Annotated in this window: 18 protein-coding genes; 11 read left to right on the top strand and 7 right to left on the bottom strand. The window is 63.5% G+C overall.

The genetic code is table 11. From position 1 onward, the window contains the following. Nucleotides 1-4 precede the first annotated feature (4 nt). The 3 genes from WKW80_RS15780 to WKW80_RS15770 all read right to left on the bottom strand — a co-directional run bounded on the left by WKW80_RS15780 (nt 5) and on the right by WKW80_RS15770 (nt 3,838). A complete protein-coding gene (locus tag WKW80_RS15780) occupies nt 5-1,384 on the bottom strand; it encodes an alpha/beta fold hydrolase (protein ID WP_340364514.1) in 1,380 nt (459 codons plus the stop codon). A 143-nt stretch (nt 1,385-1,527) separates the two neighbouring features. Beyond that, nucleotides 1,528-2,643 carry an acyl-CoA dehydrogenase family protein gene (locus WKW80_RS15775; protein ID WP_340364513.1) on the bottom strand — a complete coding sequence of 372 codons (1,116 nt, stop codon included), beginning with the start codon at nt 2,641-2,643 and terminating at the stop codon, nt 1,528-1,530. Between the two features lie 13 nt (nt 2,644-2,656). Next, nucleotides 2,657-3,838, bottom strand: coding sequence for an acyl-CoA dehydrogenase family protein (locus WKW80_RS15770; protein WP_340364512.1), 1,182 nt, complete (start codon nt 3,836-3,838; stop codon nt 2,657-2,659). A 140-nt stretch (nt 3,839-3,978) separates the two neighbouring features. Here WKW80_RS15770 and purN point away from each other — a divergent pair, with 140 nt between their 5' ends. Continuing rightward, complete coding sequence (gene purN / locus WKW80_RS15765; protein WP_340364511.1) at nt 3,979-4,560, top strand: phosphoribosylglycinamide formyltransferase; 582 nt, start codon at nt 3,979-3,981, stop codon at nt 4,558-4,560. 133 nt (nt 4,561-4,693) lie between these two features. Here the strand turns inward: purN and WKW80_RS15760 are convergent, their stop codons facing one another. Beyond that, nucleotides 4,694-4,930 carry a DUF1653 domain-containing protein gene (locus WKW80_RS15760; RefSeq protein ID WP_340364510.1) on the bottom strand — a complete coding sequence of 79 codons (237 nt, stop codon included), beginning with the start codon at nt 4,928-4,930 and terminating at the stop codon, nt 4,694-4,696. Between the two features lie 20 nt (nt 4,931-4,950). Between WKW80_RS15760 and WKW80_RS15755 the strand changes: the two genes are divergently transcribed. The 3 genes from WKW80_RS15755 (at nt 4,951) to WKW80_RS15745 (ending at nt 9,479) form a co-directional block, all read left to right on the top strand. Further along, complete coding sequence (locus WKW80_RS15755; protein ID WP_340364509.1) at nt 4,951-6,807, top strand: M48 family metallopeptidase; 1,857 nt, start codon at nt 4,951-4,953, stop codon at nt 6,805-6,807. A 45-nt stretch (nt 6,808-6,852) separates the two neighbouring features. Next, the gene (locus WKW80_RS15750; protein ID WP_340364508.1) at nt 6,853-8,124 is read left to right on the top strand and encodes an RsmB/NOP family class I SAM-dependent RNA methyltransferase; all 1,272 of its coding nucleotides are present in this window, start codon (nt 6,853-6,855) and stop codon (nt 8,122-8,124) included. A gap of 140 nt (nt 8,125-8,264) precedes the next feature. Then, complete coding sequence (locus WKW80_RS15745) at nt 8,265-9,479, top strand: DesA family fatty acid desaturase (protein WP_340364507.1); 1,215 nt, start codon at nt 8,265-8,267, stop codon at nt 9,477-9,479. 197 nt (nt 9,480-9,676) lie between these two features. Here the strand turns inward: WKW80_RS15745 and rpmG are convergent, their stop codons facing one another. The 3 genes from rpmG to trxB form a co-directional block, all read right to left on the bottom strand. Beyond that, on the bottom strand, nt 9,677-9,850 hold the full coding sequence (rpmG, locus tag WKW80_RS15740) for a 50S ribosomal protein L33 (RefSeq protein WP_007830291.1): 174 nt from the start codon (nt 9,848-9,850) through the stop codon (nt 9,677-9,679). Nucleotides 9,851-9,861: 11 nt separating this feature from the next. Then, complete coding sequence (gene rpmB, locus WKW80_RS15735; RefSeq protein WP_028251282.1) at nt 9,862-10,095, bottom strand: 50S ribosomal protein L28; 234 nt, start codon at nt 10,093-10,095, stop codon at nt 9,862-9,864. 195 nt (nt 10,096-10,290) lie between these two features. Then, complete coding sequence (gene trxB, locus WKW80_RS15730; protein WP_340364506.1) at nt 10,291-11,241, bottom strand: thioredoxin-disulfide reductase; 951 nt, start codon at nt 11,239-11,241, stop codon at nt 10,291-10,293. Nucleotides 11,242-11,403: 162 nt separating this feature from the next. Here trxB and WKW80_RS15725 point away from each other — a divergent pair, with 162 nt between their 5' ends. The 7 genes from WKW80_RS15725 (at nt 11,404) to WKW80_RS15695 (ending at nt 19,686) form a co-directional block, all read left to right on the top strand. Continuing rightward, nucleotides 11,404-12,078 carry a Crp/Fnr family transcriptional regulator gene (locus WKW80_RS15725; RefSeq protein WP_340364505.1) on the top strand — a complete coding sequence of 225 codons (675 nt, stop codon included), beginning with the start codon at nt 11,404-11,406 and terminating at the stop codon, nt 12,076-12,078. Nucleotides 12,079-12,179: 101 nt separating this feature from the next. Then, nucleotides 12,180-14,573, top strand: coding sequence for a DNA translocase FtsK (locus WKW80_RS15720; protein WP_340364504.1), 2,394 nt, complete (start codon nt 12,180-12,182; stop codon nt 14,571-14,573). Nucleotides 14,574-14,590: 17 nt separating this feature from the next. Further along, nucleotides 14,591-15,226 carry an outer membrane lipoprotein periplasmic chaperone LolA gene (lolA, locus tag WKW80_RS15715; protein ID WP_340364503.1) on the top strand — a complete coding sequence of 212 codons (636 nt, stop codon included), beginning with the start codon at nt 14,591-14,593 and terminating at the stop codon, nt 15,224-15,226. Nucleotides 15,227-15,239: 13 nt separating this feature from the next. After that, nucleotides 15,240-16,532, top strand: a complete 1,293-nt coding sequence (locus tag WKW80_RS15710; protein WP_340364502.1) for a replication-associated recombination protein A — start codon at nt 15,240-15,242, stop codon at nt 16,530-16,532. Nucleotides 16,533-16,767: 235 nt separating this feature from the next. After that, nucleotides 16,768-17,697, top strand: a complete 930-nt coding sequence (locus WKW80_RS15705; RefSeq protein ID WP_340364501.1) for a branched-chain amino acid ABC transporter permease — start codon at nt 16,768-16,770, stop codon at nt 17,695-17,697. Nucleotides 17,698-17,709: 12 nt separating this feature from the next. Beyond that, nucleotides 17,710-18,897, top strand: a complete 1,188-nt coding sequence (locus tag WKW80_RS15700; protein ID WP_340364500.1) for a branched-chain amino acid ABC transporter permease — start codon at nt 17,710-17,712, stop codon at nt 18,895-18,897. Nucleotides 18,898-18,915: 18 nt separating this feature from the next. Next, nucleotides 18,916-19,686, top strand: coding sequence for an ABC transporter ATP-binding protein (locus tag WKW80_RS15695; RefSeq protein WP_340364499.1), 771 nt, complete (start codon nt 18,916-18,918; stop codon nt 19,684-19,686).

Below are 19,686 nucleotides of genomic sequence, written 5' to 3'. Positions count from 1 at the left end.
CCCTTCAGTAGGTCAGTTCCAGCACGGTCACGTGACCCGGCGCAGCGGGCCAGACGAGCCCGGTGATGCGCTCGCCATTGAACTCGCCCGAGACCGCGCGTGGCATGTCGCTGTCCAGCTTGAGTTTCGACGTCGACACGCCGGCGCCCCTTGGTGGGACACCGGGCAGCGTCGCCTTGCCGTCGAAGCGCATCGTGTCGCGCTGCGCATCGAAATAGCCACGCGGTCGCGAGAAGACAACGATGGCCCGCGCGTCGCTGTCCGCCGGAAGGATGCGAGTCGGTTGCAGGTTCACGATGCCGCTGCTGCGCGGGAACGGGCTGCGGAAGACATGCGTGGTGGCATAGCCCGCCGCGCTGATCTCGAATTCGTACGCCAGGCCGGGCTTTGCCTGGAAAGGCCCCCAGCGGCCGTCGGCGCCAACCGTCTTGCGATGCACCGCGTCACCTTGGCGCGCGCCGCTGGCAGGGTCGGTCGCATACACGGCAACTTGCGCGCCGACGACGGGAAGGTTGTTCGGAAAGGCGCCACTCGCCGGATCGGTGCTTGACAGTCCGAGGCCCGTGACCCGGCCGTCCAGCACGATATCGGCCTCGGCTGCGATGTCGGTGCGCGCCGGCGCCGCGCCCGTCAGGAACATCCAGGTCGCCCCGAATGCCGCAGGTGAGAGCGCCGCCTCGCGGTGGTCGACGCGTGGCAGCACGACATTCGTCGCGCCCTTCAGCGCCGGCGCGTCGTAGCCGATGTTCGTCGGTTGGCCCGGCGCGCCGATCATTGCGCCGTCGGGTTGCGCGTACTTGTCGTTGTTGTCCGAGCGCAGCGTCAGCCAACGCACGCCCGGCGTCACCTCATCGCCGCCCGGACCCTTGGGTGCATTGAGCTGCTGCATGAACGTGGACAAGCCCGAATACTCGTTCTGCTCATTGAAACCCTTCACCGCCCAAACGCCGTGCGCCGGCGTTCCCCCGAGCACCGCATGGCTGACCCGTGCCGCGCCGCCGCCGTTCTGCACATAGTTGCGCACCGTGTTTCCGCCCCGCGAGTTGGCCACCAGGATGACCTTGGTCGCGCCGGTCGTCTTCAGTACCCGATCGACTTCCGCCCGCAGGAAGGCCAGCGATTCGGCCGTCGACGAGCGCCCGGGCTGTGCCACTGTGTCATCGTCTCGCGCCAGCGGCATGGGTTGATCGAGCGCGAACAACCGCTCGCGCGGCCAGCCATTCGACTCGAACCGCCAGATCGTGCTTTGCCACACCGCCGCCGAGTCGCCGTTGCCATGCACGAACACGATCGGCGAGCGATCGCCGGACGGCGGCAGGGCAGCGCACCCGGCGAGGAACGACGTAGCGACACCGGAAACGACGAGTTCACGACGGTTGAGCATTTACGTTGTCCGATCCAGTCAAACCGTCCTCAGTAGATGCCAGAAACGCCACGGAACCGGCTTTGCCGGGCCGTCGGCGTTGCCCCCGGCAGGGGGAGGGAGGAGCGCACGAAGTGCGCGGAGCCTGGGGGCGAGCAACAATCCTATGCGAAAACACCCGCCGTGTCGGCCATGCGAGCGGACACCTCGCCCAGGTGATGCAGCGAATCGCCATACTGCATCTCCATCTGCGTCAACTTGCGGAAGTAGTGGCTGGCGATGTATTCGTCCGTCACGCCGATGCCGCCGTGCAGTTGCACCGCGTTCTGGCCCACGAAGCGCATCGCCAGACCGAGTTGGTACTTGGCACGCGCCATCGCCTGACGACGTTCCGCAGCCGGGGCGTTGAGCTTCAGCGTGGCGTAGTAGCTCATGGAGCGTGCCAGTTCGAGCTGCATCTTCATGTCGGCGACGCGGTGGCGCAGGGCCTGGAAGGTCGCGATCGTCACGCCGAATTGCTTGCGTTGGTTCATGTAGTCGACGGTCACGTCGACGGTCTTGTCCATCACGCCGACGGCTTCGGCGCAAGTCGCGGCAATACCGATGTCCACCGCGTATTCGAGGGCGGCGAGGCCGTCCTTCGTGATCAGCGTGGCGGCTGCCTTGTCGAATACAACTTCGGCGCCGCGACCGCCATCCTGCATGCCATACCCACGTGATTCAACGCCACTGGCCGATCGCTCGACCAGGAAGAGGGCGATCTTGCCGTCGAGTTGTGCCGGCACGATGTAGGCTTCGGCTTCGTCGCCTACTGGCACGATGCTCTTTTCGCCCGTCACCGTGTAGCCGTCGCCGGTTGCGGCAGCCTTGGCATCGCAGCGGTCCAGCGTGTAGCGCGCCTTGCGTTCCTGGTAGGCGAGCACCACGAGCGCCTGTCCGCCGGCGATGCGCGGCAGCCAGTTTTCCTTCAGTGCCTCGTCCGCGTAATTGGAGAGCACGGCACCCGAAATCAGCGCCTGCGCCAGCGGCTCCAGCACAATGCCCCGGCCGAGTTCTTCCATCACGACCATGCCCTCGACCGGTCCCATCCCCATGCCGCCGTCGTCCTCGGGGATGTAGAGGCCGGCCAGGCCCAGTTCGGCAAGTTCGTCCCACGCATCGCGCGAGAAACCGCCGGCGGCTTCCGTGGCGCGGCGGCGTTCGAAGCTATAGCCCTTGTCGACCCATTTGCGAACGGCGTCGCGCAGTTGTTCCTGGTCGTCAGAAAAATTGAAATCCATCTTGTGTGTCTCCTCAGCCCAGGACGGTTTGCGCAACGATGTTGCGTTGCACTTCGTTGCTGCCACCGTAGATGGTGGTCTTGCGCATGTTGAAGTAGGTCGATGCGAGCGGCGCCAGGGTCACCTGGCCGCCCGGGAAATTGCCTTGCCAGCCGGCTTCCATCGCCTCCCGCACCAGCGGCAGGGAGTAGGGGCCGCCCGCGAGCATCATGAGTTCGCTGTAGCGCTGCTGGATCTCGCTCCCGCGGATCTTGAGCAAGCCTGCGACGTCGAGGGAATTCTTGCCCGAGGTGGCGGCCGAAAGCACGCGCAGCACCATCATCTCGAGCGCGACAATGTCGACTTCGAGCTTGGCGATCTCGTCGCGGAAGCGCTGCTCCTCCCACACGCCCTCCTGTTTGGCGATGCGCTTGAGCCGCTCCAGCTCGCGTTTGGCGCGGTTCACGTCGGCGATGTTGGTGCGTTCGTGCGAGAGCAGGTGCTTGGCATAGGTCCAGCCCTTGTTCTCCTCCCCGATCAGGTTCTCCGCCGGCACTTCGACGTTGTCGAAGAACACTTCATTGACTTCATGGCCGCCGTCGATCAGCTTGATCGGGCGCACTGTCACGCCCGGCGACTTCATGTCGAGCAGCAGGAAGCTGATGCCGGTTTGCGGCTTGCCTTCGTTGCTCGTGCGCACAAGGTTGAACATCCAGTCGCCGTGCTGGCCGAGGGTGGTCCAGGTCTTCTGCCCGTTGACGATGTATTTGTCGCCCTTGCGCTCGGCCTTGGTCTTGACCGACGCCAGGTCGGAGCCCGAACCCGGTTCGCTGTAGCCCTGGCTCCACCAGACTTCACCGCTGGCGATGCCGGGCAGGAAGCGCTTTTGCTGTTCCGCGTTGCCGAAGGCCTGGATCACCGGCGCGACCATCACCGGGCCGAACGGAACGATCCGCGGTGCGCCAGCCAGCGCGCATTCCTCTTCGAACAGGTGCCTCTGCACTGCGGTCCAGCCCGGGCCGCCGAACTTGGCCGGCCAGCCGTAACCAAGCCAGCCCTTCGAGCCGAGGATCTTGGCCCAATTCTGCATATCGTCGCGCGTCAGTTCGAGCGCGTTGTGGACCTTGTGAGAGATGTCCTTCGGGAGGTTTTTCTTGACCCATGCGCGAATCTCTTCGCGGAACTTCTGTTCCTCGGGTGTGAAGCTCAAATCCATGCGTGCCTCGCTATCAGATAGATGTGTCCGGCGCCGCCGAATGGCGGCTGTCTCCGTTTCGAAACGATTTTTAGCACGATCGTGCGCAAACAAGGTGTCCACGCGGCGACAAGAGATTGTGTCTGGATAATCCGCGCCCAATGCAGAAGAACATCGTGATCCTGATTTCCGGCGGCGGCTCCAACATGGCGGCCATCGCGCACGCGGCCGTGCAGGGTCGCTGGGCCGAGCGATTCAACGCCCGCGTGGCGGCGGTGATCAGCAACAAGCCGGAGGCCGGCGGCTTGAAGATCGCAAGGGGTCTGGGTATTGCCACTGCCGCGGTCGACCATCGCGAGTTCGCGGCGCGTGAGGATTTCGATGCAGCGCTCTCCAGGGAAATCGACAAGCATGCTCCGGCACTTGTCGTGCTCGCCGGCTTCATGCGCATTCTCACGCCGGGGTTCGTCGCCCACTACGCCGGACGACTCATCAACATCCACCCCTCGTTGCTGCCGGCGTTCCCCGGCCTGCACACGCACCGGCGCGCACTCGAGGCCGGCTGCAAGGTGGCCGGCGTGACTGTGCATCAGGTGACGACGGAACTGGACCATGGGCCGATCCTCGCGCAGGCGGTGGTTCCCATCCTGCCCGACGACGATGCTGCGGCGCTTGCGGCACGCGTGCTCACCCAGGAACATCGCATCTATGCTCAAGCGATCGAGGGATGGCTGGCCGGCTGAGTATGTGACAGAATGTTTCAATAGTCTGGTGGACCGGTGTGGTCAGCCAGGTGCACCGGGAGACTTGGAGATTGCCCAACATGGAAACCAATAGCCGGACGCGCCCGTTGTGACGGGCCCACCGGCTATATCTTCATCGGATCCTGGCGAAGCGTGGTTGCGCAACGCCATCGATTTCGACCATCTCGCCGAACATCGCGGCCGGCCGCACCCAGAGGCCAAAATCGCCGTAGAGCGCGCGGTAGAGTGTCATGGGCTCCAGCGTTTCGCTGTGGCGCACGATGCCGATGACCTCGTACTCGCCCCCTTTGTAATGGCGGTAGCGCCCGGGCGGGGTTTCGATGAGTGGCGGCAGGTCCGTGTCTTGCATGTGCTTTGTGAAGGTGGTTTGTGGAGCGGGCAGATTTCATTCACCTCGTCCGGCTGAGCGAGCACGCCAGCGCGGAAGACAGTGTGCGCTACCGGCGCAGCGTCGCGCTGTTCGCCGCGCTGGGCTATGTGTGGGTTATTGCCTGCCTGGTACTCGCCCTGGCGGTGTTCATCTGGGCGCTCGGCTCCGTGGCGCACGGTAGCTTTCACATCGGCCTGCTATGGTCGCTGGCGTTTGGCGCGGGCCTGTTCTGGGTCACGTTACGTGCGCTGTGGGTACGCTTCGATGCGCCCGACGGCATGCGCCTTGAACGCGCGGACGCCCCCGGCTTGTTCGAGGCGCTCGACCGCATCCGCCAAAAAATTGGTGGCCCCCCCATCCACGAGGTCTACGTCGACGACCAGTTCAACGCCAGCATCCGCCAGACGCCGCGCTACGGGCTTTTCGGCGGCGCGGTCAACTGCCTGTGCGTCGGCCTGCCGCTGCTGATGGCGCTGGACCGGCGCCGGGTGCTGTCGGTGCTGTCGCACGAATACGGCCATTTGCGTGGAAACCATGGCCGCCTCAGCGCCTGGATCTACCGCACGCGCCTCTCGTGGCTCAAGCTCGACGCCAGCCTGCAGCGCGACGAAGGCGTGATGGCGCTGGCATCGCAAGCCTTCTTCCGCTGGTACTTCCCACGATTTGCCGCGCGCACCTTTGCGTTGGCCCGGCAGGACGAGTACGAAGCCGACCGCATTTCATCCTGGCTGCTGGGCAGCAAGGTGGCGGCATACGCGCTGACCGAGGTTGCCATCAAGGGCCAGTGGTATGCCGAACATTTCTGGGCCGAGCACTGGGCCCGCGCCGCACAGGACGACGTCGTGATCGGCCCCTTTGTCGCGCTGCGCGAGCGCATGGCGGAGGCGCCCGCGCCCGACTTCGCGCGCCAGGCCCTGCGAAGCGTGCTGAGCCGAGTGAGCGACGTCGATGACACCCACCCGGCGTTGCGCGACCGCCTGGAAGCCTTCGATCGCCGACCCGAGTTGCCGTCATGGTCGCGCAAGTCCGCGCTGCATTTGCTGGCCGATCCGGACCGCTGGATCGGGCATTTCGACCAGGAATGGCAGCGCAGCCATGCCGATGACTGGAAGCAGCACCATGCATGGCTCGGCCGGATCCGCGAACGCGTCGGCGTGCTGGCCGCGTGCGCGGCGCGCCACAACGCCGACGAAATGGTCGAATGGGCCGACCTGGAGCGCCGGCTCCAAAGGAATGCGCCGGTCGGCGACCGCTACGAACGCGCGCTCGCGCTCACTCCGAACCATGCCGGCGCGCTGCGCGGGATGATCCAGCTCCTTCCGGTGCATGACCGCGAAAGCGGCCTGCGACTGCTCGAAGATCTGCACGGCGCCGACGCCCCAAGCCGCTGGTGGGCTGCTCAACACGCGGTGGGCTTGCTGGAGAATCCCGACGGTGGACCGCACGACGCCATCGCACTGCAGCACTGGCGCGCTCGTCGCAAGGATGCGGAGGAGGCCGAGCGTCGCGCGTGGGAAGAGATCGTCGACACGCCCTATTTCAGCCAGATCGCGCGACACGACCTCAGCGAATTCGAAGTCGGTGAACTGCGAGCCGACATCGTGCGCTGCAAGCCGATCCAGAAGGCGTGGGTGGTGTGCAAGAACCTGCGCGAGTTCCCGTGGCGGCGCTGCTACATCGTGTTCCTCGAACTGCCAGAGGATCTGGACGACAGCGAACGATACGACTTGTGTCGCTCTCTCGAGCGTTCGTTGAGCCTTCCCGGAACGGCACTGGTGCTCTGGGCCGGTCAATCACCTACGCTGGACCAGATCGAGCGGCAGGCCTTCGAACCGGTCTGGACCCGCGGCCGCTGACGCAGACAAGATCGGGCGAAAGGGGCTCAATGGGACAATTGCCCCATGCACCCCAAAGCCCTTTTGGAGGCGACCGCCGATCTGGTCGGCCTCGTCCTCAAGTTCGACCATCCGGCTGACGCAGTCGTCTCGCGCTTCTTTCGCGAACACCGCGAGTTCGGCCCGCGCGAGCGAGCCACGCTGGCCGAAACCGTCTATACCGTCTTGCGAAAGAAGCTCCTGTTCGACCACCTCTCGCCTTCCGGCAGCGGCGCCAAAGAACGCCGGATGGCCATCCTCGGCTTTCACGGACCGCGCGACTTCCTGAAAAGCGCGCTGAACGACACCGAGAAACGCTGGCTCGACAACTGCGACGCCGTCAACGAGGCGGACTTGCTGGAGCGTCATCGCCACAACCTGCCGGAATGGCTCGTGAACCCGCTGAAGGCGCAACTCGGCGACGGCTTCTGGCCGCTGGTGCAAAGCCTCCAGCAATCGGCACCGCTTGACCTGCGGGTCAACATGCTCAACGACAAGCGCGCGGATGTGCAGAAGGAACTGAAGGTCGCAGGCATCCCCGCGAAACCCACGCCGTTTTCCGCCTGGGGCCTGCGTATCGACGGCAAGCCGGCCATCAACAAGATCGACGCCTTTGCGCGCGGCGCCATCGAGGTGCAGGACGAGGGTTCGCAATTGCTGGCGCTGCTGCTCGATGCGCACCGCGGCGAGATGGTCGTTGACTTCTGCGCCGGCGCTGGCGGCAAGACACTGGCCATTGGCGCGTCCATGCGCAACACCGGGCGGCTCTACGCTTTCGACACTTCGGCACATCGACTCGACGCGCTCAAGCCGCGGTTGGCGCGCAGCAAGCTGTCCAACGTTCACCCGGCCGCCATTGCGCACGAGCGCGACGACCGGATCAAGCGGCTGGCCGGCAAGATCGACCGTGTGCTGGTCGATGCACCGTGCTCGGGCCTGGGCACGCTGCGACGCAACCCCGACCTCAAATGGCGTCAATCGGCCAAGTCGGTGGCAGAGTTGACGGTCAAGCAGACGGCGATTCTGCAGGGCGCGGCGCGGCTCCTCAAGCCGGGCGGCCGCCTGATCTACGCAACCTGCAGCGTCCTGCCCGAGGAAAACGAGGCCATTGCCGAGGCGTTTTCGGCGGCCAACCCGGATTTCGAGATGCAGGAGGTCGGCGAACTCCTGTCCGGCCTCAAGGTGGAGAATGCGGCCAGCCTGTGCTCCGGAGGCGATTCCGGCCTGCGATACCTGCGCCTCTGGCCGCACCTGCATTCGACCGACGGCTTCTTTGCGGCGGTGTGGAAACGCAAGTAGCGGGGCTAGGGACGCGACTCCAAAGACGCCGAAAACACGCGATAGATCAAGGATTTAGCCCCTTTTTTAGGCACAAACCCTTAAAATAACAGGCTACCAAGCAAGCTGCACCTTCGTGTGGCTACGGAGTAATTAGATCAATGATGCTTCCTGACTCTGCCGTTCTGAGTGCGGCCATCGACTGGCTCGGACACGGATTGTGGGACCTCACATGGTGGCAAATCGTGTTGTACACGCTCGCCACCACGCATATCACGATTGCCGCGGTCACCATCTTTCTGCACCGCACGCAAACCCACCGCGCCATGGATCTGGGTCCGATCCCGTCGCACTTCTTCCGCTTCTGGCTGTGGCTCGGCACCGGCATGGTGACCAAGGAATGGGTCGCCATTCACCGCAAGCACCACGCCAAATGCGAAACCGTTGACGACCCGCACAGCCCGCAAGTCAAGGGCATCGACGAAGTTTTCTGGCGCGGCGCCGAACTGTATCGCACCGAGTCCAAGAACAAGGAAACCATCGACCGCTATGGTCACGGCACGCCCGACGACTGGCTCGAACGCAATCTGTACAGCCGCTACAGCTGGCAGGGCGTCGGCCTGATGCTGGTGCTCAACCTGGCGCTCTTCGGTGCGCTCGGCATGGCAGTGTGGGCTGTCCAGATGCTCTGGATCCCGGTCACCGCCGCCGGCGTCATCAACGGCATCGGTCACTACTGGGGCTATCGCAACTTCGAGGCGCCTGATGCCAGTCGCAACATCTCGCCCTGGGGCCTGCTGATCGGCGGCGAAGAGTTGCACAACAACCACCACACCTATCCGACGTCGGCCAAGTTCTCGGTCAAGAAGTACGAGTTCGACATCGGCTGGGTCTACATCCAGATGATGCAGAAAATCGGCTGGGCCAAGGTCAAGAAGGTGCCGCCGAAGATGTTGATGGGCGACATCCAGCCCGTGGCCGACGAGAAGACGCTCGAAGCCGTGATCGCCAATCGCTATGAAGTCATGGCCGGCTACGCCAGAGAAATGCGCCGTACCGTCAACGAGGAACTGGCCCAACTCAAGGCCAAGGGCGCCGATCTTTCGGTGCTGAAGGCGGCCAATCGCTGGTTGCATCGCGACGACGACAAGGTGCCGGCAGATGCTCGCTCCAACCTGGTTCAGGCCCGCGCTGCGTCTCCGGTGATCGACAAGATGGTCACGATGCGCGAAGAGTTGCGGCAGCTCTGGCTCAACACCACCCAGTCGCGCGAACAACTCGCTGTCGACTTGGCCGGCTGGTGCCGTCGCGCGGAAGCCAGCGGTATCGCGGCCCTGCGCGAGTTCTCGATCCGCCTGCGCGCTGCACGTGGCTGATCGGCACTGACCTGATGATGGGCAAGCGGCGGAACGGCCGCTTCTGCCCAACCAAAGAAAGCCGGCCCAGTGCCGGCTTTTTGCTGCTCGCCTAATCTGAAGGCAGCGCAAGAACGCTCCTCGGCCCTACGGCCAGACGCGCAGGCAACAAAAAACCCGCTGGATCGCAGCGGGTTCTTTTGGAAGCACAGGCCGAATTACTTCAGCTTGATTTCCTTGTATTCGACGTGCTTGCGCGCCTTGGGGTCGAACTTCATGATCGACATCTTTTCAGGCATCGTCTTCTTGTTCTTGCTGGTCGTGTAGAAGTGGCCGGTACCCGCGGTGGATTCCAGCTTGATCTTTTCGCGTCCGCCTTTGCTCGTTGCCATGATTCAGCTCCTTAGGCTTGGCCGCGTGCGCGCAGGTCTGCGAGCACGGCGTCGATGCCGTTCTTGTCGATCAGGCGCAGGGCAGCGCTCGAAACACGCAGGCGAACCCAGCGGTTTTCCGTTTCGACCCAGAAACGACGATATTGCAGGTTCGGCAGGAACCGGCGCTTGGTTTTGTTGTTGGCGTGGGAAACATTGTTCCCGACCATCGGGCCCTTGCCCGTGACTTCACATACGCGTGCCATGTGGACACTCTTTCATGAACAGCTGGCACCCAATGAACCGAGAGGCTCTCGCAACAAGGCGTTGCGGGGTGTTTTGCAGCTTGACCTCGCCAAGAAACGGGTGGCGGTACCCCGGCTTTGCCGCGACGCGCATAAAAGGCTGCGTATCTGAGTTCGGCAAAGCCAGAGATTATAGCCCGGATCCGAGGCGACCGCTTATTCCTGTTCCAGGAAGCGCTGCGCGTCCAGCGCAGCCATGCAACCTGTGCCAGCACTGGTGATGGCTTGGCGGTAGATGTTGTCCTGTACGTCGCCCGCGGCAAATACGCCGGGCACGCTGGTCATCGTCGCGAAGCCCTGCAGGCCCGAGCGCGTGACGATGTAGCCGCCCTTCATGTCGAGTTGGCCTTCGAAGATGTCGGTGTTCGGATGATGGCCGATGGCGATGAAGCAGCCCTTGAGGTCGATCTGTTCCGTCTCGTCGGTCAAGGTGCTCCTGATGCGGACGCCGGTCACGCCCGAGGCGTCACCCAGCACTTCGTCGAGCGTGTTGTGCACCTTGAGTTCGATCTTCCCTTCGGCTGCCTTTTCGTTGAGCTTGTCGACCAGGATCGGCTCGGCCTTGAACTTGTCGCGGCGGTGCACCAGCGTGACTTTGCTTGCGATGTTGGACAGATAGAGCGCTTCTTCGACAGCCGTATTTCCACCGCCGACCACGCAGACCTCCTGGTCGCGATAGAAGAAGCCATCGCAGGTGGCGCATCCGGAAACACCTCGACCCATGAACGACTCTTCCGAAGGCAGGCCGAGGTACTTGGCCGAGGCACCGGTCGCGATGATCAGTGCGTCGCAGGTGTACGTGCCGCTGTCGCCTGTCAGGACGAACGGGCGCGCGCTCAAGTCGACCTTGTTGATATGGTCGAAGACCACTTGCGTCTTGAAGCGCTCCGCATGCTCAAGAAAGCGCTGCATGAGTTCCGGGCCTTGCACGCCTTGCACATCGGCCGGCCAATTGTCGACTTCGGTGGTGGTCATGAGTTGTCCGCCCTGCGCGATGCCGGTGATCAGCATGGGCTGGAGGTTGGCGCGAGCCGCGTAGACGGCCGCCGTATAGCCGGCTGGGCCGGAACCAAGGATCAGGACCTTGGCGTGTTGAGTCGATGACATAGTAGAAAGCCTAGGAATTACACGGTCTTAGCGTGTACATTTTGGGGTGATTAGTAAAAGTATCACCGTTCGATCCATCCGAACGGGTTGGTGTTCTCAATGCGCGCGATTGTATGAATCCATGGAATTGGAGTGCGGCGCGGGCCATACGGGGGTTAGTGAATGTCGATGCTTTCGAACCTTGAATTGTTGAGGCGGGTGCCGCTCTTTGCCGCGCTGACGCCAACGCAATCGGCGAGCATTGCGGACGCGATTGTCAAGAAGCGCTTCAAGCGTGCGGAAGTTGTGGTGGAGCAGGGCAAGAAGTCCGATGCGCTCTACATCATCCTCACGGGCCGGGCGCGGGTGATGAGCACCGACAGCCGCGGTCGCGAGGTCATCCTGGCGACCTTGCATCCGGGCGACTACATCGGCGAGATGAGCCTGATCGACGACGAGCCCCACTCGGCGACCGTGCGCACGGAGGTGCAGACCGATGTGCTCACGCTGGGACGCGAGGCTTTTTCGCGCTGCCTGCCCGAGAACGCCTCGATGTCTTACAACATCATGCGCGGACTGGTTGGGCGCCTGCGCCACGCCGACCGCAAGATCGAATCGTTGGCGCTGATGGACGTCTATGGTCGCGTCGCCCGTTCGCTGCTGGAATTTGCCGTGGACGATGGTGCCGGCAATCTCAAGGTGCGCGACAAGATATCGCGCCAGGACCTGGCCAAGATGGTCGGTGCATCGCGAGAAATGGTCAGCCGCGTCATGAAGGATCTTGAGGAGCGCGGTTTCGTGCAGGCGCAGCCAGATGGCTCGATGATCGTCAAGGATCGCCTCTCGACGCTCACCTGAAGGTGTTGCAGGCGCCGGACTGAAAACGCAGCCGCGCAAGTTTCCGTTATCGTCATGGGGTGCTGTCCGCGCATCGGTGCGGCGCAGGCGCTCTGTATTGCATGACTTATTCGTTGAACACACTCCACTCTTCATCGGCGGCCGACAGCCAGCCGGTACGTTTGCGCGCAATGCGCTTTGCGCACGAAATCACCTTGATCGCCGGCTTTGCCGTGCTGCTGTTCTGGCTGCTGTCGATGTTCAGCTATACCCCGTCCGATGCGGCGTGGTCCACATCGGGAACTGGTGGCGACATCAAGAACTGGGGCGGCCGGTTCGGTGCGTGGCTGGCCGACGGCAGTTATTTTCTCGCGGGCTTCACGATCTGGTGGTGCTTTGCCGCTGGCGTGCGGGTCTGGCTCTCGTCGCTGGCCGCGTGGTTGCGCGGTGGCGAGGCGGGGTCGCCCGATACGCCGCCGCCGGGGCGCTTCAATCGCAGCCGCATCGCCTTCTGGGTCGGTCTGCTGCTCTTGCTGGCGGCCAGTGCCGTGCTCGAATGGTCGCGGCTCTATTCCCAGGAATTCCGGCTGCCTGGCGGGCACGGTGGCGGCGTGCTGGGCTCCATGCTGGGGCCGTTTTTCGTCAAGTGGGTCGGGTTCACGGGGTCCGCGTTGATCGCGATCGCTGTGCTCGTGATCGGCACGGCACTGGTGTTTCGTTTCTCATGGAGCCAACTGGCCGAACGTATCGGGGCCAGGGTCTATTCGCTGTTTGAATCGCGTCGCGAAAAGCGCGAGATCGCGGAAGACATCGCACTTGGCAAGAAGGCCGTGCGCGAACGTCGCGAGACGACGTCCGACGAACGTGCGGCTCAGCCTGATGGCGTCGAGGCGCCCGACGAGGAGTTGCGCATCGAGCCGCGTCCGAAGCGGCGTGCAGCCTCGCCGCCGGTGCAGATCGAGCCAGCGTTGGCCGATGTTCCCAAGAGCGATCGCGTGGCCAAGGAACGCCAGAAGCCTTTGTTCCGCGAACTGCCCGACAGCAAGCTGCCTCAGGTCGATCTGCTCGACGCGGCTTTGGTTCGTCAGGAGACCGTGTCGTCCGACACGCTCGAGATGACGTCGCGCATGATCGAGAAGAAGCTGAAGGACTTCGGCGTCGAGGTGCGCGTGGTGCTGGCGTCCCCGGGGCCGGTGATCACGCGCTACGAAATCGAACCGGCCACGGGCGTCAAGGGGTCGCAGATCGTCGGGCTGGCGAAGGACCTGGCGCGGTCGCTGTCGCTGGTGTCGATCCGCGTGGTCGAGACAATTCCAGGCAAGAACTACATGGCGCTCGAATTGCCGAACGCCAAGCGCCAATCGATCAAGCTGAGCGAGATCCTGGGCTCGCAGATCTACAACGAAGGCAAGTCGCTGCTGACCATGGGGCTTGGCAAGGACATCGTCGGTAATCCGGTGGTGGCCGACCTGGCCAAGATGCCGCACGTGCTGGTGGCCGGTACGACGGGTTCCGGCAAGTCGGTCGGTATCAACGCGATGATCCTGAGCCTGCTCTACAAGGCAGAGGCGCGTGACGTGCGGCTGCTGATGATCGACCCGAAGATGCTGGAAATGTCGGTCTACGAGGGCATCCCGCATTTGCTGGCGCCGGTGGTCACCGACATGCGGCAGGCGGCGCACGGCCTCAACTGGTGTGTGGCCGAGATGGAGCGCCGCTACAAGCTCATGAGCAAGCTCGGCGTGCGCAACCTGGCTGGCTACAACACCAAGATCGATGAAGCCAAGGCGCGCGAGGAGTTCGTCTACAACCCGTTCAGCCTGACGCCCGACTCGCCTGAGCCGCTGCAGCGCGAGCCGCACATCGTGGTCGTGATCGACGAGCTGGCCGACCTGATGATGGTGGTCGGCAAGAAGATCGAGGAACTCATTGCGCGCTTGGCGCAGAAGGCGCGTGCGGCTGGCATTCACCTGATCCTGGCCACGCAGCGGCCCAGCGTCGATGTGATCACTGGCCTGATCAAGGCCAACATCCCGACCCGCATCGCGTTCCAGGTATCAAGCAAGATCGACTCCCGCACCATCCTTGACCAGATGGGCGCCGAGGCCTTGTTGGGAATGGGTGACATGCTTTACATGCCGAGCGGTACGGGCTTGCCAATCCGCGTGCATGGTGCGTTCGTGAGCGATGAGGAAGTGCATCGCGTGGTGGCCTACCTGAAGTCACAGGGCGAGCCGGACTACATCGACGGCGTTCTGGAAGGCGGAACCGTCGACGGCGACGGCGATCTCATGGGCGAAGGTGGCGGCGACGCCGAGAAAGACCCGATGTACGACCAGGCGGTCGAAGTCGTGCTCAAGAACCGCAAGGCCAGCATTTCGCTGGTGCAGCGCCACCTGAAGATCGGCTACAACCGCGCCGCGCGGCTGGTCGAGGACATGGAAAAAGCAGGGCTGGTCAGCGCCATGAGTGGCAGCGGCCAGCGCGAGATATTGGTGCCAGCGCGCGCCGAGTGAGTCAACTGGGAATCCGGATGAAGAAGCAGTATGCAGTGGCAGTCGGTTGGATGCTGGCTGTCAGCGCCGCATGGGCCGGTGGAATGGACAGCCTTGAAGCGTTCGTGAAGGGAGTGAAGTCCGGTCGCGCGGAGTTCACGCAAACCGTGACCTCGCCCTCCAGGGATGGCCAGCCTCCGCGCACCAAGACCTCGACCGGCACTTTCGAATTCCAGCGCCCGGGCAAGTTCAAGTTCGACTACCAGAAGCCGTTCGCGCAAATGATCGTGGCCGATGGCAAGACGCTGTGGCTCTACGACGCGGACCTCAACCAGGTCACCCAGCGCGCCCAGGCGCAGGCGCTCGGCTCGACGCCCGCGGCGGTGATCGCATCGGCGCCCGATTTGCATGCGCTGCAGTCTGACTTCACGCTCGAAGGCGCCCCCGCGCGCGATGGCCTGGAATGGGTCAAGGCGACGCCCAGGAACAAGGACGGCCAGTTGCAGAACGTGCTGGTCGGCTTCCAGGGCGAGAGCCTGGCCTCGCTGGAGATACTGGACAGCTTCGGGCAGCGCTCGGTGCTGAAGTTCAGCAAGATTGAAATCAATCCGGCGTTGGGCGCCGAAACGTTCAACTTCAAGGTGCCGAAGGGCGCGGACGTGCTCAAGCAATAGCAGCACGCTCAAAGTGGCGTCCACTCCGCACCAGCCGCTTGCCGAGCGCCTTCGACCGCGCACGCTGGGCGAGGTCATTGGCCAGCAGCATCTGCTCGGTCCCGGCATGTCGCTGCGCATTGCATTCGAATCGGGGCAACCGCATTCCTGCATCCTCTGGGGGCCGCCCGGCACCGGCAAGACCACGATCGCACGGTTGATGGCCGATGCGTTCGATGCGCAGTTCCTGAGCATCAGCGCGGTGCTCGGCGGCGTGAAGGACATCCGCGATGCCGTCGAGCGGGCACTGGTCGCACGTGACGGCGTGGAGCAGCGCCGCACCATCGTCTTCGTCGATGAAGTGCACCGCTTCAACAAGAGCCAGCAGGATGCCTTCCTGCCGCACGTGGAGTCGGGCCTTTTCACCTTCATTGGCGCGACCACGGAGAACCCGTCGTTCGAGGTCAACTCCGCGTTGCTGTCGCGAGCTGTCGTGTATGTGCTGCAACCGCTCAATGACGACGACCTGAAGCAGATCGTGTCGCGAGCGCAGCAGATCAACGTGGTGCCTGCCATCGACACGACCGCCATCGACCGCCTGGTGGCCTATGCCGATGGTGACGCGCGTCGGCTCCTCAACACGCTGGAGACGCTGGCTGTCGCGGCGGCGGCCGAGAAGCGCGCGCAGATCAGCGACGAGTGGTTGCTGCGCGTGCTCGGCGAGCGCATGCGACGCTATGACAAGGGCGGCGAGCAGTTCTACGACACCATCAGCGCGCTGCACAAGTCGGTACGCGGCAGCGACCCCGATGCCTCGCTCTACTGGTTCGTGCGCATGCTCGACGGCGGCGCCGATCCGCGCTACATGGCGCGGCGACTGGTTCGCATGGCGAGCGAAGACATCGGGCTGGCCGATCCGCGTGCGCTGCGCCTGGCGCTCGACGCGGCGGAGGTCTACGAGCGGCTCGGCACGCCGGAGGGTGAGCTTGCGCTGGCCGAATGCGTCATCTATCTCGCAATGGCACCCAAGTCGAATGCGGTCTACAAGGCCTACAACGCAGCGCGCGCGCTGGTCAAGCAAGACACCACGCGGCCCGTGCCGATGCACTTGCGCAATGCGCCGACAAAGCTCATGAAACAGCTCGACTACGGCAAGGGCTATCGCTATGCGCATGACGAGGACGGCGGCTTCGCGGCCGGTGAGCGCTATTTGCCGGAGGGGCTGGAAGGCCAGCGGTTCTACGAGCCCGTCGAGCGGGGGCTTGAGATTCGCATTGCCGAAAAGCTGCGCGAATTGCGCCGCCTCAACAGTGGCGATGTTGATTGAAGCCTGACCACGCGCCTTGGACGCGGCGTGCAGATCGACAAATCCCTACCTGACTGAAGGGCCATCCCCGGGTAAGCGCGCACCGATTCGGGGAATGAGCGTGACTAAAATCCCGCCCACTCCGTCGCCAACTCATTAGGTTGGCTGACTTTTTGCTAGCGTGCATGGCACCCGATCGGTTCCTTGCAAAGCGAGCTGCGCTGACAACCGGTGCTACAAGAAAAGGGTTTTCTATATGGAAATATTGCTGCAGCAGATCATCAACGGTCTGGTTCTCGGCAGCATGTATGCCTTGATAGCCTTGGGCTACACCATGGTGTACGGCATCATCAACCTGATCAATTTCGCTCACGGCGAAGTCCTGATGGTCGGTGCGTTGACGAGTTGGACAATCATCGGCTTGATCAGAGACGCCACGCCGGGACTGCCGGGTTGGCTGATCTTGCTGATCGCGCTGATCATTGCTTGCGTGGTTGCAGCCACGCTCAACTTCGTGATCGAAAAAGTGGCCTACCGGCCGCTGCGCAACAGCCCCAAGCTCGCGCCCCTGATCACCGCCATCGGCATGTCGATCCTGCTGCAGACGATCGCAATGATCATCTGGCGTCCGACCAACAAGGCCTACCCGACCTTGCTGCCGAGCGACCCGATCATCATCGGAGGCGCCTCGATTTCGCCGACGCAGATCATGATCCTGGTGCTCACGGCGATCTCGCTGGCGGTCCTGACCTGGCTGGTCAACTACACCAAGCTGGGCCGCGCAATGCGCGCCACGGCCGAGAACCCGCGCGTGGCCTCGCTGATGGGCATTCGCCCCGACATGGTGATCTCGGCGACTTTCATCATCGGCGCCGTGCTGGCCGCGATCGCCGGCGTGATGTACGCGTCCAACTACGGCATCGCGCAGCATGCGATGGGTTTCGGTCCCGGCCTCAAGGCCTTTACGGCTGCGGTGTTCGGCGGCATCGGCAACCTCGCTGGTGCGGTGGTTGGCGGCATCCTGCTCGGCGTGATCGAAGCCATCGGCGCCGGGTACCTCGGCACCGTCACCGGCGGGGTGCTGGGCAGCCAGCACAGCGATATCTTCGCGTTTGTCATCCTGATCCTGACGCTCACGGTGCGGCCTGCCGGCCTGCTCGGCGAACGTGTGGCGGACCGCGCATAAGGAGCCGCCATCATGAAAAACAAGAACTTCATCTGGTTCCTGGTCGCCGGACTCGGCCTGCTGGTGCTGCCGCTGCTGCTGCAAACGCAGGGCAATGCCTGGGTGCGCATCGTCGACATCGCGCTGCTGTACGTGCTGCTTTCCCTGGGGCTCAATATCGTGGTGGGCTACGCCGGCCTGCTGGACCTGGGGTATGTGGCCTTCTTCGCAATCGGCGCGTACATGTATGCGCTGCTCGCTTCGCCCCACCTGACCGATACCTTCCCGGCCATCAAGGCCATGTTTCCCGGCGGGTTGCATGTTTCGCTGTTTGCCGTGATTCCGATGGCGCTGGTGCTGGCGGCCTTGTTCGGCGTGCTGCTCGGTGCGCCGACGCTGCGGTTGCGCGGTGACTACCTGGCCATCGTGACGCTCGGCTTCGGTGAAATCATCCGTGTGTTCCTGAACACGCTGGACCATCCCGTCAACGTCACCAATGGTCCCAAGGGCCTCGATGCGATCGATCCGGTGGGCATCCTGGGATTCAGCTTCGGCAAGCCGCACAAGTTGTTTGGCGACTTCTCGATCTCGTCGGTATCGCTTTACTACTACCTGTTCCTGCTCCTCGTGATCTTCACGGTGGTGATCTCGCACCGTCTGCAGCTGTCGCGCGTGGGCCGCGCCTGGATGGCGATTCGCGAGGACGAGATCGCCGCGAAGGCGATGGGCATCAACACGCGCAACATGAAGTTGCTGGCCTTCGGCATGGGCGCCAGTTTTGGCGGAGTCTCTGGTGCCATGTTCGCGTCGTTCCAGAACTTCGTCTCTCCGGAGTCCTTCAGCCTGATGGAGTCGGTGATGATCGTCGCGATGGTCGTGCTCGGCGGCATCGGCCACTTGCCGGGCGTGATTCTCGGGGCCGTGCTGTTGTCGGCGCTGCCGGAAGTCCTTCGCTATGTGGCAGGCCCGCTGCAGGAAGCGACGGGCGGCCGGCTGGACTCTTCGATCCTGCGCCAGTTGTTCATCGCGCTGGCGATGATCGTGATCATGCTGGTACGTCCGCGGGGTCTCTGGCCTTCGCCGGAGCACGGAAAGGTGCGCAAGAACGGCAATGGCGCGGCGGCGCCACCTCCGACGCACCACCATGCAGGCGTTGTGCTGGACACACCGGCCGACGAAGTGCCGGGCGAGCCATCGCGTCCGATGTCGATCAACCCCTGAGCGGCACGAGAAAAAAATATGACAGACACCATCCTCGATGTCCGCGGCATCTCCAAGCGCTTCGGTGGGTTGCAAGCCCTGTCGGACGTCGGCATCACCATCAAGCGCGGCCAGGTGTATGGCCTGATCGGACCGAACGGGGCCGGCAAGACCACGTTCTTCAACGTCATCACCGGGCTCTACACGCCCGACAGCGGTACTTTCGAACTCGCAGGCAAACCCTATCGGCCGACGGCGGTGCATGAGGTTGCCAAGGCCGGCATCGCGCGCACTTTCCAGAACATCCGCCTTTTCGCCGACATGACGGCGCTGGAGAACGTCATGGTCGGGCGCCACATTCGCACGCACTCGGGCGTGGTCGGCGCCATCTTTCGGACGGGTCCATTCAAGACGGAAGAAGCAGCGATCAAGAAGCGCGCACAGGAACTGCTCGACTACGTTGGCGTGGGCAAGTACGCCGAATTCAAGGCTCGCACGCTGAGCTATGGCGACCAACGTCGCCTGGAGATCGCGCGCGCGCTGGCCACCGACCCGCAGCTCATCGCGCTCGACGAGCCGGCCGCGGGCATGAACCAGACCGAGAAGCTCCAACTGCGCGAACTGATCAGCCGCATCCGTGCCGACAACCGCACGGTGCTGATCATCGAGCACGACGTAAAGCTCGTCATGGGCCTGTGCGACCGGCTCACGGTGCTCGACTACGGCAAGCAGATTGCAGAGGGCATACCCGCCGACGTGCAGAAGAATGAAAAGGTGATCGAGGCCTACCTCGGCACCGGAGGACATTGA

The sequence above is a fragment of the Variovorax humicola genome, assembly GCF_037889915.1.
Lineage (GTDB): Bacteria > Pseudomonadota > Gammaproteobacteria > Burkholderiales > Burkholderiaceae_C > Variovorax > Variovorax humicola.
Note: the sequence above shows the minus strand (reverse complement) of the source record. Positions and strands in the feature narration are given on the sequence as shown.

Bases quoted from the DNA above. Each gene is read 5' to 3' on its own strand.
- WKW80_RS15780 (WP_340364514.1), bottom strand. From the start codon at position 1,384: ATGCTCAACCGTCGTGAACTCGTCGTTTCCGGTGTCGCTACGTCGTTC.
- WKW80_RS15775 (WP_340364513.1), bottom strand. From the start codon at position 2,643: ATGGATTTCAATTTTTCTGACGACCAGGAACAACTGCGCGACGCCGTT.
- WKW80_RS15770 (WP_340364512.1), bottom strand. From the start codon at position 3,838: ATGGATTTGAGCTTCACACCCGAGGAACAGAAGTTCCGCGAAGAGATT.
- purN (WP_340364511.1), top strand. From the start codon at position 3,979: ATGCAGAAGAACATCGTGATCCTGATTTCCGGCGGCGGCTCCAACATG.
- WKW80_RS15760 (WP_340364510.1), bottom strand. From the start codon at position 4,930: ATGCAAGACACGGACCTGCCGCCACTCATCGAAACCCCGCCCGGGCGC.
- WKW80_RS15750 (WP_340364508.1), top strand. From the start codon at position 6,853: ATGCACCCCAAAGCCCTTTTGGAGGCGACCGCCGATCTGGTCGGCCTC.
- WKW80_RS15745 (WP_340364507.1), top strand. From the start codon at position 8,265: ATGATGCTTCCTGACTCTGCCGTTCTGAGTGCGGCCATCGACTGGCTC.
- rpmG (WP_007830291.1), bottom strand. From the start codon at position 9,850: ATGGCAACGAGCAAAGGCGGACGCGAAAAGATCAAGCTGGAATCCACC.
- rpmB (WP_028251282.1), bottom strand. From the start codon at position 10,095: ATGGCACGCGTATGTGAAGTCACGGGCAAGGGCCCGATGGTCGGGAAC.
- trxB (WP_340364506.1), bottom strand. From the start codon at position 11,241: ATGTCATCGACTCAACACGCCAAGGTCCTGATCCTTGGTTCCGGCCCA.
- WKW80_RS15725 (WP_340364505.1), top strand. From the start codon at position 11,404: ATGTCGATGCTTTCGAACCTTGAATTGTTGAGGCGGGTGCCGCTCTTT.
- WKW80_RS15720 (WP_340364504.1), top strand. From the start codon at position 12,180: ATGACTTATTCGTTGAACACACTCCACTCTTCATCGGCGGCCGACAGC.
- lolA (WP_340364503.1), top strand. From the start codon at position 14,591: ATGAAGAAGCAGTATGCAGTGGCAGTCGGTTGGATGCTGGCTGTCAGC.
- WKW80_RS15705 (WP_340364501.1), top strand. From the start codon at position 16,768: ATGGAAATATTGCTGCAGCAGATCATCAACGGTCTGGTTCTCGGCAGC.
- WKW80_RS15700 (WP_340364500.1), top strand. From the start codon at position 17,710: ATGAAAAACAAGAACTTCATCTGGTTCCTGGTCGCCGGACTCGGCCTG.
- WKW80_RS15695 (WP_340364499.1), top strand. From the start codon at position 18,916: ATGACAGACACCATCCTCGATGTCCGCGGCATCTCCAAGCGCTTCGGT.